The sequence below is a fragment of the Streptomyces sp. NPDC059201 genome (assembly GCF_042754585.1).
Lineage (GTDB): Bacteria > Actinomycetota > Actinomycetes > Streptomycetales > Streptomycetaceae > Streptomyces.
Window position 1 is genome coordinate 483,940 of the sequence record NZ_JBHZBB010000003.1, and the last position, 19,581, is coordinate 503,520.

At 74.5% G+C, this 19,581-nt stretch carries 16 protein-coding genes; 15 read left to right on the forward strand and 1 reads right to left on the reverse strand.

Translation table 11 applies throughout. The annotated features are described in order from the left end of the window. Positions 1 to 2 precede the first annotated feature (2 nt). Genes ACFXMG_RS12415 through ACFXMG_RS12450 form a run of 8 tightly spaced genes read left to right on the forward strand, consistent with a single transcriptional unit; the run spans position 3 to position 11,545 of the window. Positions 3 to 1,424, forward strand: coding sequence for a glycosyltransferase family 4 protein (locus ACFXMG_RS12415; protein WP_383816860.1), 1,422 nt, complete (start codon positions 3 to 5; stop codon positions 1,422 to 1,424). Next, positions 1,421 to 3,814 (forward strand): hypothetical protein, encoded by a 2,394-nt coding sequence (locus tag ACFXMG_RS12420; RefSeq protein ID WP_383816862.1) that lies wholly within the window; start codon positions 1,421 to 1,423, stop codon positions 3,812 to 3,814. Before ACFXMG_RS12415 ends, ACFXMG_RS12420 begins: the two co-directional genes overlap by 4 nt. Beyond that, the gene (locus ACFXMG_RS12425) at positions 3,811 to 5,616 is read left to right on the forward strand and encodes a glycosyltransferase family 4 protein (RefSeq protein ID WP_383816864.1); all 1,806 of its coding nucleotides are present in this window, start codon (positions 3,811 to 3,813) and stop codon (positions 5,614 to 5,616) included. Before ACFXMG_RS12420 ends, ACFXMG_RS12425 begins: the two co-directional genes overlap by 4 nt. Then, a complete protein-coding gene (locus ACFXMG_RS12430; RefSeq protein ID WP_383816867.1) occupies positions 5,613 to 6,416 on the forward strand; it encodes a PIG-L deacetylase family protein in 804 nt (267 codons plus the stop codon). The genes ACFXMG_RS12425 and ACFXMG_RS12430 overlap by 4 nt, the downstream gene beginning before the upstream one ends. Beyond that, on the forward strand, positions 6,416 to 8,041 hold the full coding sequence (locus ACFXMG_RS12435) for a phospholipid carrier-dependent glycosyltransferase (RefSeq protein ID WP_383816869.1): 1,626 nt from the start codon (positions 6,416 to 6,418) through the stop codon (positions 8,039 to 8,041). Before ACFXMG_RS12430 ends, ACFXMG_RS12435 begins: the two co-directional genes overlap by 1 nt. After that, on the forward strand, positions 8,041 to 9,141 hold the full coding sequence (locus ACFXMG_RS12440; protein WP_383816871.1) for a glycosyltransferase: 1,101 nt from the start codon (positions 8,041 to 8,043) through the stop codon (positions 9,139 to 9,141). The genes ACFXMG_RS12435 and ACFXMG_RS12440 overlap by 1 nt, the downstream gene beginning before the upstream one ends. Then, complete coding sequence (locus tag ACFXMG_RS12445) at positions 9,138 to 10,469, forward strand: beta-galactosidase (protein ID WP_383816874.1); 1,332 nt, start codon at positions 9,138 to 9,140, stop codon at positions 10,467 to 10,469. Before ACFXMG_RS12440 ends, ACFXMG_RS12445 begins: the two co-directional genes overlap by 4 nt. Continuing rightward, positions 10,466 to 11,545 (forward strand): GNAT family N-acetyltransferase, encoded by a 1,080-nt coding sequence (locus ACFXMG_RS12450; protein WP_383816877.1) that lies wholly within the window; start codon positions 10,466 to 10,468, stop codon positions 11,543 to 11,545. The genes ACFXMG_RS12445 and ACFXMG_RS12450 overlap by 4 nt, the downstream gene beginning before the upstream one ends. A gap of 29 nt (positions 11,546 to 11,574) precedes the next feature. On the opposite strand, the gene ACFXMG_RS12455 is transcribed toward ACFXMG_RS12450, so the two are convergent. Continuing rightward, on the reverse strand, positions 11,575 to 12,153 hold the full coding sequence (locus ACFXMG_RS12455; protein ID WP_383816879.1) for a TetR/AcrR family transcriptional regulator: 579 nt from the start codon (positions 12,151 to 12,153) through the stop codon (positions 11,575 to 11,577). Between the two features lie 75 nt (positions 12,154 to 12,228). Here ACFXMG_RS12455 and ACFXMG_RS12460 point away from each other — a divergent pair, with 75 nt between their 5' ends. From ACFXMG_RS12460 to ACFXMG_RS12490, 7 genes are all read left to right on the forward strand, one after another. Next, positions 12,229 to 12,810, forward strand: a complete 582-nt coding sequence (locus ACFXMG_RS12460; protein WP_383816882.1) for a GNAT family N-acetyltransferase — start codon at positions 12,229 to 12,231, stop codon at positions 12,808 to 12,810. Positions 12,811 to 12,819: 9 nt separating this feature from the next. Further along, complete coding sequence (locus tag ACFXMG_RS12465) at positions 12,820 to 13,314, forward strand: GNAT family N-acetyltransferase (RefSeq protein ID WP_383816885.1); 495 nt, start codon at positions 12,820 to 12,822, stop codon at positions 13,312 to 13,314. Between the two features lie 185 nt (positions 13,315 to 13,499). After that, positions 13,500 to 13,712, forward strand: coding sequence for a membrane protein insertion efficiency factor YidD (yidD, locus tag ACFXMG_RS12470; protein ID WP_383817050.1), 213 nt, complete (start codon positions 13,500 to 13,502; stop codon positions 13,710 to 13,712). A gap of 24 nt (positions 13,713 to 13,736) precedes the next feature. Further along, positions 13,737 to 14,189: a hypothetical protein gene (locus ACFXMG_RS12475; RefSeq protein ID WP_383816887.1), complete on the forward strand. Its 453-nt coding sequence runs from the start codon at positions 13,737 to 13,739 to the stop codon at positions 14,187 to 14,189. 1 nt (position 14,190) lies between these two features. Further along, entirely contained in the window at positions 14,191 to 15,333 is a 1,143-nt protein-coding gene (locus tag ACFXMG_RS12480) for a phosphotransferase (RefSeq protein ID WP_383816889.1), read from the forward strand. Then, positions 15,330 to 17,576, forward strand: a complete 2,247-nt coding sequence (locus ACFXMG_RS12485) for a lanthionine synthetase LanC family protein (RefSeq protein WP_383816892.1) — start codon at positions 15,330 to 15,332, stop codon at positions 17,574 to 17,576. The genes ACFXMG_RS12480 and ACFXMG_RS12485 overlap by 4 nt, the downstream gene beginning before the upstream one ends. A gap of 17 nt (positions 17,577 to 17,593) precedes the next feature. Further along, positions 17,594 to 19,567 carry a hypothetical protein gene (locus ACFXMG_RS12490; RefSeq protein WP_383816894.1) on the forward strand — a complete coding sequence of 658 codons (1,974 nt, stop codon included), beginning with the start codon at positions 17,594 to 17,596 and terminating at the stop codon, positions 19,565 to 19,567. Positions 19,568 to 19,581 lie beyond the last annotated feature (14 nt).

The window sequence follows — 19,581 nt, forward strand, 5'->3', positions numbered from 1 at the left end:
TCATGACCTCGAAGAACCTGTCCCAGCTCGCCCGGGCCGACGTGCTCCTCCTCAACTGGCGGGACCCCTGGCACCCGCAGGCCGGCGGGGCCGAGGCGTACTGCTTCGAGATCGCCCGGCGGTTCGCCGCCGCCGGCGCCGACGTCACGCTGCTCACCGCCCGCTACCCCGGCTCCGCCCCGGCCGGCATGGCCGACGGCGTACGGATCCTGCGCCGCGGCGGGACGTACGCGGTCTACCTCGCGGCCGCCCGCCACCTGCTGCGCCACCGGCACGCGTACGACGCGGTCGTCGACTTCCAGAACGGGATCCCGTTCTTCTCGCCGCTGTTCACCAGCCGCTGGACCGCCGACGTCTGCGTCATCCACCACATCCACCAGCGGCAGTTCGACGACCGCTTCGCGTGGCCCCTCAACACGCTCGGGCGGCTCCTGGAGAAGCAGGTCAGCCGCGTGGTCTACCGCGGCCGCCCCGTGGTCGTGGTGTCCCCGTCGACCCGCGAGGGCACCCGCCGCGACCTGCACCTCGCCAACCCCGTGTACGTGGTCCCCAACGGCAGCCCCGCGCCCCCGTCGCGCCCCGTCGCCCCCCGCGCCGACACCCCCACCCTCACCGTCGTCAGCCGGCTGGTCCCGCACAAGCGGGTCGAACTGCTGGTCAGGGCGGTGCCCGCGCTGCTGCGCCGGTTCCCCGACCTCCGGGTCCACGTCTGCGGCGACGGCGACGAACTGGGGCGGCTGCGCTCCCTCGCCGACCGCACGGGCGTGGCCGACGCCGTGGAGTTCCACGGGCACGTCGACGAGCGGAGCAAGCAGGAGTTCCTGGCCCGCGCCTGGCTGACCGTCGTCCCCTCCTCCGCCGAGGGCTGGGGCCTCACCGTCATCGAGGCCAACGCCGTCGGCACCCCCGCCGTCGCCTACGACGTACCGGGGCTGCGCGACGCGGTGCAGAACCGGCGCAACGGCTGGCTGCTGCCCGCCGACGCCGACCTGGCCGAGGGCATCACGGACGCCCTGGAGGAGCTGGCGGACCCGGCCGTGCGGGAGCGGTTCGCCGCCGGCTGCCGCGCCTGGGCCGCCCGCTTCTCCTGGGACGCCAGCGCCGAACGGCTGGCCGCCGTGGTGCTGGAGGAGAGCCACCGGCTCCGCAGGCACCGCAGGTCCCGGCGGCGGCCCAACGACCTCACCGCGGCCGGCCGCTTCCGGGCCGCCGACGGCGACGCGATGGAACGGTCCATCGCCCGCGTCCTGCGCCAGACCGACGACTACGCCCGCCAGGGCGACGACTTCCGACTGCTCCTGCACGGCTGCGACGAGGTGCGGGCCCTGCGCGCCCTGCGCCGGCTCGGGGTCCTCGACGGCTCCGTGACCCTCGCCTCCCGGCGGGACGTGCTGGTCGGCAGCGGCGGGGAAACCACGCCATGACCTCCGTACGGCAGCCGCTGACCGAGGAGCGCACCGGGCCCGAGGAACACCGGGTCGAAGCCGGAGCGCGCTGGGTCACCACGGCCGCCGTCCTGGTCGGCACGCTCAACTACGCGTACGCGCTGGTGCTCACCCGCCTCCTCGACGTGGAGGCGTACGCCACGTTCGCGGCCGGCCAGGCGCTCGTCCTGTGCGCCGCCACGGTCGCCGTGGTCGTCGTCCCCTGGGTGCTGGCCCAGGCGCTGGCCCGGGCCGGATCGCCGGAACAGCGCGCGGAGGCCGTCCGCTTCGCCCTCGTGCTCGCGACCGGCGGAGCGATCCTCGCGGCGGCGATCGTGGCCGCCGTCGCCACCCGCTTCGCCACCGGGGGGACGGTGGCCGTGCTGGCCGTCTGCACGCTGCTGATCTACCTCACCCGTGTGACGGTCGGCTGGCTCCAGGGCAACGAGCGGATGCGGACGCTCGCCTGCGTCTCCACCGGCGAGGCGGTGCTGAAGCTCGTCGCCGGACTGCTGATGGTCGCGGCGCTGGGCATGGGCGAGACCGGCGCGCTGGCCGCCATCGGCATCGGCGTGCTCCCGTTCCTGCTCTGGTGGCCCCGCCACACACGGACGCCCGGCCGCCCGCTCCTCGCCTCCTTCCGGGACTCCACCGCCGACCGGTACCTGTGGCGCCGGGCCTTCGGCACGGCCTCCGTCCAGGGCCTGATCGCCCTGATGGCCGCCACCGACGTCGTGCTCGTCACCGTCCTGCCCGCCGAACCCGCCGCCTCGGCGAGCTACCAGGCGGCCGTCATGGTCGGCCGCGTCCCCCTCTACGTCGCCGGGGCCCTCGCCATCGCCTTCTTCCCCGCCCTCTCCCGGAACCGGTCGGCCCCGCCGCTGACCGCCGGGGCCGCGCGGATGTACGCCACGGCCGCCCTGCCGCTCGCCCTGGTCTGCGCCACGATCCCGGGCGCGGTGCTCACCACCGTCTTCCCCGCCGAGTACGCCCTGATGGGCGGCCTGCTGCCGCTCGTCGCGATCTCCGGCCTGGCACTCGGCGCGGTCCTCATCACGGCGACGTTCAGTCAGGCCGTCGGCGACTTCCGGTGCGTGCGCGTCCAGATCGTCGGGCTGGGCGTCTACCTCGTCGCCCTGCTCGTCGGATGGGGCGCCGGCGGGATCACCGGGCTCGCCGCAGGCGCCGCGGCCGGCCACATCGTCGCGGGCGTCCTGCTGGGCACGCGCCTCGTGCGGCGGCAGGGCGCACCGGGCCGGTCCGGGACCGCGACGGCGCGCCGCGCGGCGCGCGCGGCCCTGCCGTTCACGCTCGTCCTCGCGGCCCTGCTCGCGACCCGCCCGGTGCCCGCCCTGTGGCTGGTGGTCGCCGTCGGCACCGGAGCCTGGGCGGCCTACGGCTTCTTCCGGCGGCGGGGCGCGCACGCCGCTCCGGCACGGTCGGGACGGCGTACGGCCGCCGGGCGGGCGGCCGCCCGGCACGCCGCGGACCCGGACACCACCCGGCTGCTCACGGAGGCGGTCTGGCACCGGGCCGCACCGCCCGCCGCCGACGGGCAGCTCGCGCGGGCCCTCGTCCTGGCCCGCCGCAACGGCACCGAGGGCGGCTTCGCCCGCGCCTATCCCGCCCAACTCGCCTCGACGCGCTCCGAGGTCGAGGCGGCCACCCTGCGCTTCCGGCGCAACCTCGCCGAGGTCACCCGCCGCCTGCACGCCTCCGGCATCCCCGTCGTGCTCATCGGGGCCGACCCCCACGGCGACCACGTGGACGGCGACGTCGACCTGGTCGTCCTCCCCCAGCACTGGCGGGCCGCGCACGCGGCGCTCTCAGGCTGGTACGCGCACCGCTCGGGGCACGGGCCCGCGCGCTCCGGCGAGGCACTGCTGGTGCCGCCCGAGGGACCGGCGGCGCACCTGCGGGACGCCGTGTCGTGGTGCGGCGTCCCCGTGATCCCGGCGGACCGGCTGCTGGCCTGCGCGGAGCCCTGCGACGGCCTGCCCTGGCGGGTGCCGAGCGCTCCGGACCGGCTGCGGATCCGGCTGGCGCAGGCCCTCTTCCGGGACCTGTCCTTCGACCTGTCCGAACTGCTGGCCATCCGGGGCCTGTTGCGTCCCGAGGTGATCGCCGGGGCCGGTCGCGAGGCGGCGCGGGAGGGCTGGCCGCTCGGCTTCCGCGCCGCGCTCGACGCCGCCGCCGACGCCGTCCACCGACTGGACGCCCGCCATGCCGTGCCGCTGCCCGTGCCGCTGCCCGCCCGGGTGTCGCTGCGGGCCGGGGCCGAGCACGCGGGACATCTGCTCCACCACGGCCGGCCCGGGGCCGCCGTGCGCGAGGCGGGCCTGCGGGTGCCGCTGGTCGTCGCGAAGAAACTCAGGAGGACCGTCTCATGACCAGGGCCGCAACCCCGTTCCTCGTCGCCGTGTCGGGCCCCGACGGCGTCGCGAGGACCACCCTCGTCCACCGGCTCGCGCCGATGCTCCGGGAGCACGGGCTCACCGTGGTCACGGCCCCCTGCGACGGGTGCGTCCTGTGCCGCCGCCGGTACGCCCCCGCCCGGTGGCGGAACGGCTCCGGAGACCGTTCGGAGCCGGGCCGCTCCGGCCGCGCGCTCCTGGACCGGGTCCACGGGTCCGTGGACGCCGCCGAACTCTCCCTGCGCGTCGCGGCGGCGCGCCGCCTCGCGGCCCTGCGGTCCCGGGGGCGGCGCCCCGCCGTGGTCGTCACCGACCGGGGCCCCCTCGACGGCCTGGCCGCCTTCGATCCCTCCCCCGGCACCTCCCTGGCCCGCCGCCTCCGCCGCCTGGCCGACCGCTGCGACCTCACCCTCCTCCTGGAGCCCGACGTGGTGTCGTCCGACGCCATCACGGGCACCCGGCCGGACGGGACCGAGCGGCGCTACCGGCGCTGGGCCGACGATCCGGGGACGGCTCCGGTCCGTCTGCGCCCCGGCCCGACCCCCTCGGCGACGGCGGGCGACGCCCTCCGTCTCGTACGCGACCGTCTCGTACGCGCGCACCTGCCCCGGACCGGCCCGACGAACAGCCGCCCCCGGGTGGTGCTGTCCGTCTTCGACGACCTCGGCAACGCCAACTACAGGGGCGGCGGCGCGGTCGTCGTCGGGGAGATCGCCCGGCGGCTCGCGGAGGAGTTCGACGTCACCGTCGTCACGGCCGGTGCGCGCGGAGGCGTGTCGACCGACGACCGGGTGACGTACCGCCGGCTGCCCGTCTGCCGGGCCGGCCCCCGGGCGGGCCAACTGCTGTTCCAGGCGCTGCTCCCGCTCGTCGCCCGGCGCGTCCCGCACGACCTGTGGCTGGAGAGCTTCACCCCGCCGTTCTCCACCAGCTTCCTGCCGCTGTTCACCCGGGCGCCGGTCGTCGGGATCGACCAGGTCCGCAGCGGCGACGCGATGTGGCGCAAGTACCACATCCCCTTCTTCCTCGTCGAACGGATCGGCCTGCGCTTCTACCGGGACCTCGTCGTCCTCAACGACGCCGACGCGGCGACCGTCCGGCGGTTCAGCCCCCGGGCCGACGTCGAGGTGATCCCCAACGGCGTGGCCCCGCGGCCGGACGGCGAACGGACCGGCGACGGCGGCTTCGTCCTCTTCCTCGGCCGGGTCGACCTCTGGCAGAAGGGGATCGACCTGCTCCTGGAGGCCCACGCCCGCGCCGACACCGGCCTGCCGCTGGTGCTCGCGGGCAGCGGCACCAAGGCCGAGGAGCACCGGCTCGACCTGCTGCTGGCGGAGCGGGGGCGCGACGGCGAGGTCCGCCGGCTCGGCCACGTCACCGGCGCGCACAAGGAACGGCTGCTGGCCGACTGCGCCTTCGTCGTGATGCCCTCGCGGCACGAGACCTTCGGTCTGGTGGCCCTCGAAGCGATGGCCCACGGCAAGCCGGTCCTCCACTTCGACCTGCCGGCCCTGCGCTGGACCCGGATCGGCGGCAGCGTGCCCGTACCGGCGTACGACGTCGACGCGCTGGCGCAGGCCATGCGGCGGCTGACCACGGACTCCCCCTGGCGCCGGCGGCTCGGCGAGGACGCCCTCGCCACGTCACGGGCGTTCTCCTGGTCCCGGATGACCGACCGCTATCTGTCCCTGGCCCGCCGGCTCCTGGACGGCGCGCCGCCGTCCCCCGTGCCCTCCCCCTCCCCTCCCCCGTCCCCGCGTGAGGTGAGCTCGTCATGACCGGTCCCCGCCTGACCTCCCTCGTCGCGGACGGCCTCCCGGTGACGGTGCTCTCACCGCACCTGGACGACGCCGTCCTGTCCTGCGGGGCGTTCCTCAGCTACGCCGCCGACCGGGTGCCCGTCACGGTCGTGACCGCCTTCACCGAGGCGGGCCCGCCGCCGCACACCCTGTCGGGCCTGCGCTACCTGCACAGCACCGGGGACCTGAACGCCGCCCGCCTGTACGCGGCCCGCCGCGCGGAGGACCGGGAGGCCCTGGAGCGGCTCGGCGCGCGCTGGCACCATCTCGGCCTGGTCGACGGGCTGTTCCGGCGCAGGCCCCGGCGGCCGCGCGGAACCGCGGCCGGGCGGGGCGGGCGGGGCGGGCGGATCCACACGTACCGGCACGTCTATCCCACGTACCGCTTCCACCTCAGCGCCAACCGGCTCTCCCGGTACGACTCCGGGGTGCTGGCCGGGGTGATCGAGGCCGTGGCGCGGGACGCGCCGGGCGACCGCACGCTGCTGCTCGCGCCGATGGCCGTCGGCGGTCACGTCGATCACCTGCTGGTGCGCACGGCGGCCGAGCTCAGCCACCGATGGGTCGCCTACTACAGCGACTTCCCGTACAACGAGAGCCACCGGGCGGACGGCGCCTTCCTCCTGCGCAGCGGGCTGGAGAGCACCGTCTGGGACCGGGGCCTCGCCGGCAAGACCGGCTTGATCCGCTCCTACCGCACCCAGGTCGACGGCCTCTTCCCGGGCGGTCGCGTGCCGCTCCGTCCCGAGGTCTACCTGCTGCCCCGGGGAGGTCCGTGATGACCACGGTCGTGAAGGGCACACCGCCCACGACGCCCGGTGCGGGCGCGTCCGGGACCGCTCCTCCGGTACGCCGGCTGCCTGTCCTGCGGCGCCGCGCCGTACAGGTCCGTCTGGTCGCCGGAGCGGCCCTCGTGCTCACCGCGACGCTCAGGCTGGTGGGCCTGCAAGGCTCCGGGGACCTGTTCATCGACGAGCTGATCTACCGGGAGCTCGGCGCCAGCGTCGTGGACGGCGGTCTGCCCGCCACCGCGAGCGGACTGTTCTTCCTGCACCCGCCCGGCTACTTCTACCTCCAGGCGGCCTGGGCCTCGGTGTTCGGCCTCGGACCGGACGTCGTCTCCGGGGTGTACGAGTTCCGGGAGATCAACGCGCTGCTGGCCGGGGTGACCGCCGCGCTGCTCGTGCTGCTGGTGACGCGGGCCCGCTCGCTGCCCCTCGGGGCGGCGGCCGCCCTGCTGTTCGCCCTCGACCCGTACATCCTGCGCCAGAACGACCGGGTGATGCTCGACACCGAGGCGATGATGTGGGTGCTGGCGGGCTACCTCGTCCTCCTCCCGCTGACCCGGCGGCCCCAGCCGCGCCCCTCCCGGGTCGGGGCCCGGGTGTGCTGCGCCGGGCTCCTGTTCGGTCTCGCCCTCCTGACCAAGGACCACACCGCCCTGATCACCCTCCTGCCGCTGCTCCTCGGAGCCGCGCTCGGCTGGGGGCTGCCCCGCCGCCAGATGCTGCTCACCGCCGCCGTCGCGGTCGTCCCCTACGGCGTGTACGTCCTCGTCGTGACGCTCGCCGGGCACTTCGACGAGCTCTGGTTCACGAAGACGCACGGGGTGAGGCGCCTCCTGGGGCTCGTCCAGGAGACCGGCTTCAACGCCGAGCAGGGGCCGCCGCTGACGACCCGGCTGGCCGAGGAGGTGGCGACCTTCGGGACCACCTACCTGCTGCTGCTGCTCGGCGCGGTCGCGCTGGTCGTGCTGCTGCGCCGCAAGGACCCGACGAGCCGGCTGCTCGCGCTGTTCCAGCTGTCGGCCGGCTTCACCCTCCTGTACGCGGTCGGGTTCGGCACCCTGGAGGAGCAGGCGCTCTATCTGCTCGTGGTGCCGACCCTCGTGGCGGTCACCGTCGCCTGGCCCCGGTGGCCCGATGCCCCGCGGCGGGCGCGCCGGCGCCTCCAGGCCGTGGCGTGCGCGGGCGCGGGCGCGGTCCTCGTCGCCGTGACCGCGCTGTCGGGCGTCTCGTACGCGCAGGTCAGGACCGATCCCGACACGGGCTTCGCGCAGCTGCGCGCGTATCTGGCCGCGCATGTGCCGCCGGGGACGGCGGTGGGGGCCGCCGACGGGCAGCCGACCCCCGGGGTGACGCAGTGGGCGCTGAAGGACCAGTACCGGGTCGGCACGTGGATCACGCCCGAGGAGCGGTACGAGCACGGTGCCCACTACCTGGTGGTGCCGTGGAAGATCGTCCGTGACGGGTACGCGCCCCTCGACGAGGACGCCGTCGAGCGGATGGTCTCGCGGGGGCGGCTGCTCTTCTCCGTCGACGGGCGCACCTACGGCACGCTCGCCCTGTACCTCCTGCCGTTGCCCGGCCAGCCCTCGCCCTCCGCGCCGCCCGGGAGTCCCTGATGACCTCGGCGACCCGGCGGCCACGCGTCCTCCTCGTCACCAGCGGACCGCTGGACGGCCAGGACGGCGCCGACATAGGGCTGGCCGCCGCCGTCGCCGAGGTGATGACCGACGTGGACTTCGTCTGGTTCGCGCGCCGCCCGCGAACCTCCCGGCCGCCCCCCGTCTCCGGCGGTCGGCCCGTGCCCGTGTACTCCCGGGACGGCCTGCCGCACGTGCGGCAGCGGCTCCAGGTGGCCCTGCGCAGCGTGCCGCTGGCGCGCCGGGCGCACCTCGCGCACGTCGTGATGACCCTCGGCCCCGGCTATCCGCGTTTCTCCCGCGTGTGGCCGCGGCTGATCGGCGACACCCCCGTGCTGCACACCGTGCCCGGGGTCGTGGACCCGGAACTGCTGCACCGGGCGCGCCCGCTGGGGACGACGGTGGCGCTGTCCGACGTCACGGCGCGGCAGCTGAGCCGGGCGGGCTTCGGCGACGTGGGCGTGGTGCTGCCCATGATCCGGCTCGACCGGTGGCCGCTCGTGCCGCGGCCGGTCAACGGGCCGCCGACCGTCCTGGTCACCGGCCACCACGACGCGCTGGGCGGCGCGTTCGACGCGATCCGGGCCGCGGCCGTCGCCGTACGGGCGGGGGCGCGGTTGCGGCTGACGCTGGCGCTGCGGGGGCGGCCGGGCCAGGACGTGCCCTCGCTCGAACGGGCGCTGCGGGAGCAGGCGGCCCGGGAGGGCCTGTTCGGGACGGACGTCCTCGGCTGCGTCGACGACATGCAGGGGCTGCTGGCCGCCGCCGACGTGCTGCTCTTCGTGCCGCGCGCCCTGGGCGGCAAGGCCGACATCCCGCTGACGGTGCTGGAGGCGCTGGCCACCGGGCGGCCGGTCATCCTCAGCGACCTGCCGGAGTTCGCCGTCCTCCGCGACGCCGTGCTGCGCGCCCCGCCCGGCGACTCCCACCGCACGGGCCATCTGCTGCGCCAGTTGCTCGACCGCCCGTGGTGGTGGCAGGGCCTCGCCGCGCAGGGCAGGGCCACCGTGCAGGAGAACTTCACGCCCGAGCGCTTCCGGGCGCGTTACGAGGCCCTCTACCGGGAGCTGCTGCCATGACCGCCCGGCGCCGCACCCGGCTCCTCGTCCTCCTCGGCGTCCTCGCGGCCGTCCTCGCGCTCGTCCTGACCGCCCTGCTCGTCCCGCCGCGCGGCGATCCGCCCCCGTACCTCTTCGGCACCCTCCAGACGGATCCGGCGCGCGCCCGGACGGAGCACGAGCACGGTGTGCGCGTCGCGCACATGGAGATCCACTGGGACCGGTTCGAACCGGAGGACGGGGTGTACGACAGCGGCTACATCGAGCAGGTGAGGGAGGAGCTGCGGGTGTTCCACGCGGCCGGTGCGAAGGTCGAGGTGAGCCTGGGCCTCCACCATCCGCCGGCGTGGCTCTTCGAGCAGTACCCGTCGGCCGTCCTCACCGACCAGCACGGCGGCCGGACGGTGGAGGTGCCGAACATCGTCTTCAGCGAGTCCGTGCGCGACGAGGCGGCCCGGTACGTGAGCCGGGTCATGGAGGAGACCGGGCCGGAGGAGTTCTGGGCCGTACGCGTCGGGGTGAGCGAGACGGGCGAGTTCGCCTACCCGAGTCCCGCCGGCGACCCGGACACCGGGGGCGATCCGGCGGAGGAGGAGAGCGCCTACTGGGCGTACGACGCCAACGCCCAGGGCGACGAGTCCGACCGGCCGCCCGGTGTCCCCGCCTCGCCGCTCCCCGGATGGCGGCCGGGCGACCGCGACTACCGGGGCGATCCGGTCACCACGGCCCAGGTGACGGAGTGGTACGACTGGTACCTCGGCGCCCTCGCCGACGCCGTCAACTGGCAGACCCTGATGTACCGGTCGCTCGGCTTCGACGGCATCGTCAAGGTCCTGGTGCCCGGCTCCGGCTACTTCCCCGCCGACCACAGGGCCGCGATCCGCGCCCGTCTGGACACGTCGGTGACCACCCGGCTCATGGCGCGCGGGGCCGGGTTCTTCCTCACCGTCGAGCAGGTCCGCAAGGACGGCGAGGTCCACATCGTGCCCACCTCGCTGGTCGACGGCACCGGCGCACCGCGCGACAGCGGCTGCGAGCCCCGGGACGCGGCGGTCGACGTGCGCGCGCCCGACTCCTCGGTGCCGCGCACCTGGTCCTCGGTGCGCTGGGTCACCGCCATCGCCGTACGGAACGGCTTCCCGGTCAGCGGCGAGAGCGCGGGCCCGCAGGTGGAGCCGTACCGCCCCGGCGTCATGGAGCAGGCCGCCCGGCAGATGCGTTCCTGCGGCCTCGAAGGGCTCATGTGGGCCTTCGACGAGAACCTGTACGACGGGACGCCCGGGTCCTCCCTCCAGGACTACGCCCGGGTCATCGAACAGTCCCAGGACGAGGGACGGAGGACAGGATGAAGACCACCGTGGTCCGCCCCGGGGAACTGGACACCACCGCTCTCACCGTCTGGCGGTCCCTGCTGGGCCGCCAGGAGGCCGCCAGCCCCTTCCTGTCGCCCGAGTTCGCCCGGGCCGTCGGCCGGTTCAGGCCCGGCGCGCGCGTCGCCGTCCTGGAGGACGGCCGCGGCCCCGTCGGGTTCTTCCCCTTCGAGCGGCGCCCGCTGGGGCTCGGCCGCCCGATCGGTGACGGCGTCTGCGACTGCCAGGGGCTGGTGGGCGACGCCGGAGCCACCGGCCCGGACGGCGTCGGCGACAGCGCGGAACTGCTGCGGGCCTGCGGGTTGCAGGTGTGGCAGTTCGACCATCTCGCCGCCGGGCAGCCGCTGTTCGCGCCGGGCGTGGCGCGCCGCGCGACCTCGCCCGTCGTCGTGTGCGCGGACACGGAACCCGGCGCCGTCCTCGCCCACGCCTCCTCCGCCTTCCGGCGGGACGTCCGCACGAAGGAGCACCGGCTGGCGCGGCGGGCCGGGGACGTCCGCTTCGTCTTCGACTCCCACGACCCGGAGGCGCTGGAGGCGCTGATGGCCTGGAAGTCCGCCCAGTACCGGGCGAAGGGCCGCATCGACCAGTTCTCCCGCCCGTGGGTCGCCGCGACCGTCCGCGAGCTGCTGCGCGCCGGCTCTCCGGCCTGCTCGGGCACGCTGTCCGTGCTCTACGCCGACCACCGGCCGGTGGCCTGCCACTTCGGCCTGCGCTCCCGGTCGGTGCTGACCTACTGGTTCCCCGCCTACGACCCCGCGTGGGCCTCCTGCTCCCCCGGCATCCTGCTCCTCGTGGGCATCCTGCGCGCGGCGGCGGAGGCCGGTCTGCACCACGTCGACCTCGGCAGGGGCGACGACCGGTACAAGACCCAGCTGAAGACGGGCGACCTCGTCGTCGGCGAGGGCCAGGTGTCCCGGCCCACGGCCCGGGCGGCGCTGCGCAGCGCCGAGTCGGCCGCGGTCGGCCGGACCCGGAGCCTCGTGGCGGGGAACCCCGTCCTGCGCGGGGCCGCGGTGGGCACGCTGAACGCGTGGCTGCGGCGCGGCGCGTGAGGTCCGAAGGCCGGCCGGGATGTGCGTTTTCAGCCCCTCAGCAGGGTGAGCTGGTGACGGACGGCGTCGGAGACCCGCCGCTCGTCGTCCGTGGCGAGGAGGTCGAGCAGGGCGCCCCGCAGGACGGCGAGGGCCAGGGTCCGCAGGACGGTCCCGGACTCGCTGTCCCGCTCGGCCGGCGGCTGGCAGTCGGCCAGGGCGGCGAGCCAGTCCTCGACGGTCGCGCGGGCGAACCCGGCCCAGGCCCCGTCCGGCTCGACGAGGGACCGCGTGTACGCCTCGGCCCACAGCCGCAGCAGCGGCCGGTGCTCGCGCGCGGCGAGCCACGCCCACACCCGCTCGACGGCCGGCACCAGCCCCACCGGGTCGTCGGGCCGCCGGGCCCGGTCGAGGAGCGCCACCTCGTCGGCCCGGGCCCGCGCCAGGAGCGCCCGCACGAGCCCGTCCTTGCTGCCGAAGAGGAAGAGCAGGACCCGCGGGCTGGACCCGATGGCCTCGGCGAGCGGGCGCAGCGACATGTCGGTCAGGCCGTGGGCGAGGGCGTACGTGTACGCCGCCTCCAGCAGCTCGGTCTGCCGGGCGGACGGGGTTGGCGTTTCCTGGGTCACGTGGCTAGCCTAACGCAACTGAAACAAGTGTTTCAGTGGACCGCTCGATCGATCACGGGCCCGGGAGAACAGCGCATGGCACAGCAGGATCAGCGTCACGAACAGGATCAGCAGCACGAACAGGATCAGCGGCAGGTCGTCGTACGCCGCGCCGACCGCCCCGGCGACCTGGGGTGGGTGGTGATGACCCACGGCGAGAGCTACCACCGGCAGTTCGGCTGGAACACCGACTTCGAGGCCCTGGTCGCCACGATCGTCGCCGGATACGGCGAGCGCCACGACCCGGCCCGCGAGGCGGCCTGGATCGCCGAGCTCGACGGCGCCCGCGTGGGCTGCGTCTTCCTCGTCACGGGCGAGACCCCCACCCTGGCCAAGCTCCGCCTCCTCCTCGTCACCCCGGAGGGCCGGGGCCTGGGCCTCGGAACCCGCCTGGTCGCCACCTGCCTCGCCTTCGCCCGCGAGGCGGGCTACGAGGAGGTGACCCTGTGGACCAACGACGTCCTGGTCGCGGCCCGCCGCATCTACCAGAGCTTCGGCTTCACCCTCGCCGACGAGGAACCCCACCACAGCTTCGGCCACGCCCTGATAGGCCAGAACTGGACCCTCGACCTGCGCCCCCCCGAACCCCCCTCGCCCTCCCCGCCCGTGACGGTCTAGCGTCCCCTCATGCCCCTGCGCCCCGCCGCCGCCCACGACACCGACCTCCTCCTGCGCGTCCTGCTGGAGGCGTACAACTGGAACGGCGAACACCGCTTCCGCCCCGAGGACCTCACCACCGACCCGCACGCCGCCCGCTACCTCACCGGCTGGCCCCGCGAAGGCGACTTCGGCATCGTCGCCGAGACGGAAACCGGCGACCCGATAGGAGCGGTCTGGGCGCGCCACCTCCCCGAGGCCGAACCCGGCTACGGCTTCGTAGCCCCGGACGTCCCCGAACTGACCCTCGGCGTACTCCCCCGCCACCGCGGCCAGGGCCACGGCCGCGCCCTCATGACGGCCCTCATCCAAGCCGCCGCCGAGCAACCGACCCCGGTCACCCGCCTCAGCCTCAGCGTCGAGGACGGCAACCCCGCCGCACGCCTCTACTCCTCACTCGGATTCACCCGAGTCGGCCGCAACGGCGGCTCGGACACGATGCTCCTGCGCATCGGAGCGCCATAATTGACCGGGGGAACCCCCACGGAAGGAATGGCGCCGTGGACAGGAAAGGGAATTGGAAGACCGCGCCGGCGAGCGTCGTCGCGTACGCCGGCGTCCGCCTGCTCATACGGCTCGCACCCAGGCCGAACGCTCGCGCCGAGCCCCCCGTTCGTGCGGTTGCGCGCCCCCACCGGGCCGGTAGAGTGGTGATCGTCTGGTTTGTCAAGGTGTACCAGGAGTCTTTCCTCCGCGACCGTCTGAAGCAGGACGGAAGAACCTGTGTCTATCTCCCCACCTGCACGGACTACGCGCAACGCGCAGTGACCAAATACGGTCTTTTCCGCGGCCTGATGCTCACCGGTGACCGCTTTCGGCGCTGCACCGAGGGAGGCGGGGGCAGTTACGTCGATTTTCCCTAGGACGATTCCCTCGAGGAGGCAATCGTGTCCAGCTCAGGAGCGGAAGACTTCGGACCCCGCGAGTTCAGCGAACGTGTCGATCGTGCCGCGGCGAACGCCGACGTGAAGACCCTCACGGGATTCGCGCTCGGGCGCAGCGCCGACGAGGGCCGGTGGCGGGTCTACCTCAACTCGGAGCTCACGCACTTCGTGGAGTGCGAGGCGACGGATGTGCTGCACGCGGAGGAGACGAGGCCCGGTCACACGATGGTGTGGGTGAAGCGCGACGCGCGCATCACCGAGACCACCTCGCGCACCCTCCCCGTGGAATTCCTCCAGGGCGAGGTCCGCACCGGATTCCTCCGCGGGCTGTCGGGACTGACCGGCGTCAGGGCTCTGGCCGCCGAGGGCTGCCCCTGCTCCGGCTGCGCGCACTGCACCACCTCGTGCTCGTCGCTGCCGGGTGGCGACTCCGTGGGCCTGTCCTGCGGGTGCTGACGTGGCCATCGCCGCCGCGCCGCCCGCGGATGCCGTACGGGCGCGGCGCGACCAGGTGCGTCAGGGCACGCTCGACGCGACCGGCGCGGTCGGCCTGCTCCGCGAACTCGACCTGCTGACGGTCGCCGACGTCGTCGGCGGAGTCGTCGTGACCGACGTGTCGCGCCGCAACCGCAACTACCGGATCGTCACCACCACGGGCCCGTCGTACCTGGTCAAGCAGGCGGGCGACGCCGACAAGGTGCGTACCCTCGCCAACGAGGCGCAGACCTACGAGGCGCTCGCCCGCTGCGGATCCACGGCGCTGACGGCGGCGCTGCCACCCGTCGTACGGTTCCTGCCGGACCGCTCCGTCCTCGTACTGGGCATCGACCCCGACGCGGAGAGCCTGGCCGCTTATCACCGCCGCACGCGCCGGTTTCCACCCGGTGTGGCGGCGGCGCTGGGCCACCGGCTCGCGGCGGTGCACGCGCTCCGGGACGACGGCGTGCGCGCGCTCGTCCCGGTGGTCTCCGGCCTGCCGCTGGTGTTCTCCTTCGACTGCCCGGACGTCACCGTCTACTACGGCGCCAGCTCGGCCACCCTCCAGCTCTTCACCGCCGTCCACGGCACCGGCGACTTCGCCGAGCGCCTCGGGCGGCTGCGTGGGGAGTGGCGGCCCGGCTGCGTCGTGCACGCGGACCTGCGTCTCGACAACGGCATCGTGCGTCCGGCGCTGCCCGCGCGCACCGGCAAGGGGCTGCGCCTGGCCGACTGGGAGATGGCGATGTGGGGCGATCCCGCGTGGGACGTCGCCACCGTGCTCTCGGAGTACCTGTCCCTGTGGCTCGACCACGCGCCGGTGAGCGCCGCGACACCGCCCGAACGCTTCCTCGAGCACGGGCCGTTCCCGCTCGCGCGCTGGCAGCCGTCCGTCCACCACTTCTGGACGGCGTACGCCGCCACCGCCGCCGCCTCCACCGTCGAGGCGCTGTGGTCCCGGGCCGTCCTGTTCGCCGCCGCGCGCCTCGTACAGACGGCGTACGAGAGCACCCAGTTCCTCGCGGACCTGCCCGGCCAGGTGGTGCTCAAGCTGCAACTCGCCCACAACCTGCTCGCGGACCCGGACGCCGGGGGCCGCGCGCTGTTCGGGATCGCACCATGACCGCACGGGACCACGTCGCCGCCGCGGTCGCCGCGACCGCCATCGTCGGCGACCACGGGTTCGCCTGGTTCGGGAAACGGCCGCCCCGGCTGCCCGCGCGGCTGACCCGTTCGCTCGACGCGCAAGTGCGGCGCGACTACCTCGCCCAGGCCCTCGCCGAACACCTCTACGCCTACTTCTACGTCAAGGGCCATGCCTCGCCGATGCACTGGGAACCCCCCACCGTGGGCGGCGGATCCGCCCCGCTCGTGGAAGCGTTGCGCCGGCGCAACGCGGGCGCCGGCAGCTGGGAGGGCGGCTGGCAGGTCCACCAGAGCCCGCCGGGCGCGGGTACGGGCCCACCGCCGGAGGTGCGTCTGGAGCGGGAGCGCGTACGGATCAGCGTCCTGGACGAGCGGCTGCTGCGACCGCAGGGTGCGGTCACGTCCGCGCTGCGGATGCCCAAAGAGCTGCTCCACCGCTCCCCCGGCCACTACCTGGCCCTGTCCGACGAGCCGGTCGCCCCGGGCGCGGCCGTCGTGCGGGTGTACTGGAACTGCACGGCGCGCGGCGCGCTCGACCTCATGGGCGCGCTGACCACGAGCCTCAACGGCGCGGGCATCGCCTACCAGTTCAAGGTCCTCGACGACCCGACCGCGTTCGACCGCTGCGATGCGGCGGTCCTCTACCTCGCGGCCGACACGGTCGAGGCGGCGCACCCGCACCTGGACCGGGCGCACCGGCTGCTCGCGGACACGCGCCGCGCGCGGGGCACGCGGGTCCCGGTGTTCACCAAGGAGCTCGGCGCCGGTGTCGGCCTCGCCGAGGACACCGACCACGGCCGTTCGTTCGGCATGCACCGCTGCCGGCTGCTCGCCGAGGGCCTCGTCGAGGCGTCCGCGCGAGGGCGCCGAGCCGACCGGCTGGAGTGCGTCGGCGCGTACCTCGACACCCACGGGGTCTCCCTCGACACGCCGTATCTCCGCCCGGGTTCGGTCGACGCCTACCGGGTCTTCGGTCCGACGTCCACGGCGCCGCCGCCGTCTCCCCCGCCTTCGGTGGCCGCGTCGTCCGACGCCCTGCGCGACGAGGCACTGCGGCTCGGCGAGCGGATCGTGGCGGACGCGTTCCGGGACGGCGACGCCTGTACGTGGCTCGGTTCGCTCGTGCCGGACGGCACCGATCGGGTGCTCGCGACCCTCGGCCCGCCCCTGTACGACGGCCTCGCCGGGGTCGCGCTCGTCCTCGCCCAGCTGGACGGGCCCCGGTGCGCCGACACCGCGCGCGCCGCGCTGCGCCAGGCGGCCCGCCTGCGCGAGGACATCGCCCCGGAGCGCCGGCTCGGTCTCTTCGACGGCTGGACCGGGCAGGCGCTCGCGCAGGCGCGTGTCGCCCACCGGCTCGGTGACCGGGACCTGCTCGCGGCGGCGCGGACGGCCGCCCACGAGGCCCTGGCGCAGCCGTGCTCCGAGCACGACCTGATCAGCGGTGCCGCCGGGGCAGTACTGGCCGCGCTCGAACTGGCCGCGCTCACCGGGGACCGCTCCCTGATCGACGACGCGGTCCGGCTCGGAAACCTCCTCGTCGCGCACGCGGCACCCACGGGCGAGGGACTGGCCTGGAGCACCATCAACCGCAAGGGCGAGTACCACCTCACCGGGCTCTCACACGGCACCGCGGGCATCGCGCTCGCTCTGCTCGAACTCGCCGCGGCCACGGGCGACGCCCGGTTCCTGGCCACCGCCGAGGCCGGCTTCCGGCATGAACGCGGCTGGTTCGACCCGGTCGCGGGGAACTGGCCCGACTTGCGCGAGACCAGGGCCACCCGGCGTACGGACGGCGGCGCGCTGGCCTACTCCACCTACTGGTGCCACGGCGCGCCCGGCATCGCCGTGTCGCGGGTGCGGGCCTGGCGGCTCACCGGCGACCCGGTGTACCGAGACGAGACGGTCACGGCGCTCGCGACGACCCGCGCGTCCGTCCGTGAGACGCATCCGGCGGCGGACCATTCGCTCTGCCACGGCCTGCTCGGCAACGCGGTGGTGCTGGCCTTCGCCGGCCGGGCCGTCGGGGACCGGGAGAGCGAGCGGACGGCGCGGGACGCGGTCGCCCGCGCCCTGGCCGTGCACGGCGGTGGCCGGTGGCCGCTGGGCACCCCCTCCGAGAGCCCCGGGCTGATGCTCGGGAGCGCCGGAATCGCACACGCGCTGCTGTGGCTGCGCGACCCCACCGAGCCCATGGCCCTGCTGCCCGGGCTCGCCTGACAGACACCGGAGGAACCATGCCCGGTATCGCCACGCACTTCATCGTGCTGGACCGCACGCTCACACGGCTCAGCGCGTCGGGCGACACGGAGCTGATGGCCGTCGCGGACGCGATGCGGGCCCAGCCCGCGTACGCGAACCTCGGCGTGATCGGTCCCGCCCTCGCGGACTTCATGCCGAACGGACGCGTCGAGGGATCAAACATCACCGCCGACCCGAACCCGTACGCGTACGTCTGGAAGCAGGTCTTCGCCCTGCTGGGCGGCGACGAGTCCCGGTTCCCGGGCAGCGGCGTGGGACTGCACGCCGTGCTCGTCCGCATGCGGCGGATCCTCGACGAGTTGACGACGGTGGCCGACGCGGAGGACTGCGACCGGCTGGAGGACATCAGGGACGGCAACGTGCCGGGCATCAGCCTCAGCGACATCGAGACGACCGCCAACGACTTCGTGACGATCATCGGCGCGCTCGACCCGGCCACGAGTCCCGTCATCGGCGAGATCGCCTCGACGATCACCGAGCGGCTGAAGCCCGTGGTCGACACGGCGGCGCCGGCCGACCCCGTGCCGCCCGCCCAGGACTGGCACGCGCGCGACTTCCTGCACTGGCGCCGCACGGGCGCGTTCGTCGACGCGCTGCTCGACGAGGCGGCGGCGACGGGCGACGACCGCCTGCGGGCGTACGCCTACGGGTATCTGATCGGCTACGCGGCGAACGTGTGCGGCAGCCCGTTCGTCAACTCCTGCGTCGGCGGCCCCCACCGGACCCAGTGGTGGCGGCGCCGGTTCACCAACAACTTCATCGACGCCTGGGTCCACGGCCACTACTCGCAGAATCCGCTGCCCGCAGCCGTCGACTCGCCCACACCGCCCTACCCCCAGTGGCCGTCGCTGTGCTCGGCGAACCTCCAGAAGCGCATCGAGTTCCAGCCGATGGATCCCGCCGCGCTGCTCGTCGACGTCAAGAGGAACCGCGATCTGCCCGCCGGCGTGCTTCCCGACGACTTCGCCCAGTCCTGGTTCAAGGCCCTGACCGCCGCCCATCCCGGACCGCACCCCGCCGGGCTCGCCGCCGACCAGCTCAACGGCGCATACCAGATGACCTGGCTGATGCTCTGGGTGCAGACCAGCGGCGAGGTGATCGGCTGCAACTTCGGCGCTCCGGTGGAGCCGCCGGGCGACTGCGGTACGGCGCCGGGCGTGCTCGACCCGTTCGTGCCCGCACCCGGCGGCGGGCCGAGCCTGCCGCCGACCTTCGACAGCGACCTGGAGGACACCGCCGCGGCGGTGTGCGGCATCATCCTCGCGATCCTCGGCGGACTGCTGCTCCTGGGCGGCGCGCTCGTGGGAGGCGCCGTTGCGATCGTCCTCGCGGCGGCGCTGCTCGACTGCTCGAACGTCGTCGAGTGGCAGAAGCTGCGCTGCCAGCTGTTCTGGTACCGGACGTACCTCTACAACGGGCTCAAGGGCATGAACGAGCTGCTGTCGCTCGCGGGGTTCGTGTACCCCTACCCGGAGACGCTGGCCGAGGACGAGATCGTGTCGGCGACGTTGTCGGGTCTGCCGTTCGAATCCGGCCGCAACCTGGTCAAGTCGCGTGGCTTCGACCAGGAGTTCCCCTCCAAGCCGTGGGACGGAGGCCTGCTCACCTTCAACCAGCGGCCGACGGCGTCCAACCCCGGCTTCGAGAAGCCGAGGAGCGTCGCGTACCTGTCCGCGGTCTACCCGTCGTTCTTCGTCGACGACGACGTGAACAACCCGCTATCCAACGGTGACGTGGGCACGTCCGGTGCCTTCCCCGTCCGTCTCGACGCCCACGGCCAACCCGTACAGTTCGGCAACGCCGTCGCCAACGCGGTGGACCTGCTGTCACGGATCGGCGAGGCCCGCCCCGGCTGGAACCTGGACGCCGACCGTGGCCTCGCCCACCTGACCTGGGAGTTCCCCGGCGGTTACGACCCCGACGCGGTCTCGATCCAGCCGTCCCCGTGAGGGGCGGGCGGCGA

Coding starts and splice junctions, on each gene's coding strand:
- ACFXMG_RS12490 (WP_383816894.1), top strand. CDS start 17,594: ATGCCCGGTATCGCCACGCACTTCATCGTGCTGGACCGCACGCTCACA.
- ACFXMG_RS12415 (WP_383816860.1), top strand. CDS start 3: ATGACCTCGAAGAACCTGTCCCAGCTCGCCCGGGCCGACGTGCTCCTC.
- ACFXMG_RS12485 (WP_383816892.1), top strand. CDS start 15,330: ATGACCGCACGGGACCACGTCGCCGCCGCGGTCGCCGCGACCGCCATC.
- ACFXMG_RS12440 (WP_383816871.1), top strand. CDS start 8,041: ATGACCTCGGCGACCCGGCGGCCACGCGTCCTCCTCGTCACCAGCGGA.
- ACFXMG_RS12420 (WP_383816862.1), top strand. CDS start 1,421: ATGACCTCCGTACGGCAGCCGCTGACCGAGGAGCGCACCGGGCCCGAG.
- ACFXMG_RS12450 (WP_383816877.1), top strand. CDS start 10,466: ATGAAGACCACCGTGGTCCGCCCCGGGGAACTGGACACCACCGCTCTC.
- ACFXMG_RS12445 (WP_383816874.1), top strand. CDS start 9,138: ATGACCGCCCGGCGCCGCACCCGGCTCCTCGTCCTCCTCGGCGTCCTC.
- ACFXMG_RS12465 (WP_383816885.1), top strand. CDS start 12,820: ATGCCCCTGCGCCCCGCCGCCGCCCACGACACCGACCTCCTCCTGCGC.
- ACFXMG_RS12425 (WP_383816864.1), top strand. CDS start 3,811: ATGACCAGGGCCGCAACCCCGTTCCTCGTCGCCGTGTCGGGCCCCGAC.
- ACFXMG_RS12430 (WP_383816867.1), top strand. CDS start 5,613: ATGACCGGTCCCCGCCTGACCTCCCTCGTCGCGGACGGCCTCCCGGTG.
- ACFXMG_RS12435 (WP_383816869.1), top strand. CDS start 6,416: ATGACCACGGTCGTGAAGGGCACACCGCCCACGACGCCCGGTGCGGGC.
- ACFXMG_RS12460 (WP_383816882.1), top strand. CDS start 12,229: ATGGCACAGCAGGATCAGCGTCACGAACAGGATCAGCAGCACGAACAG.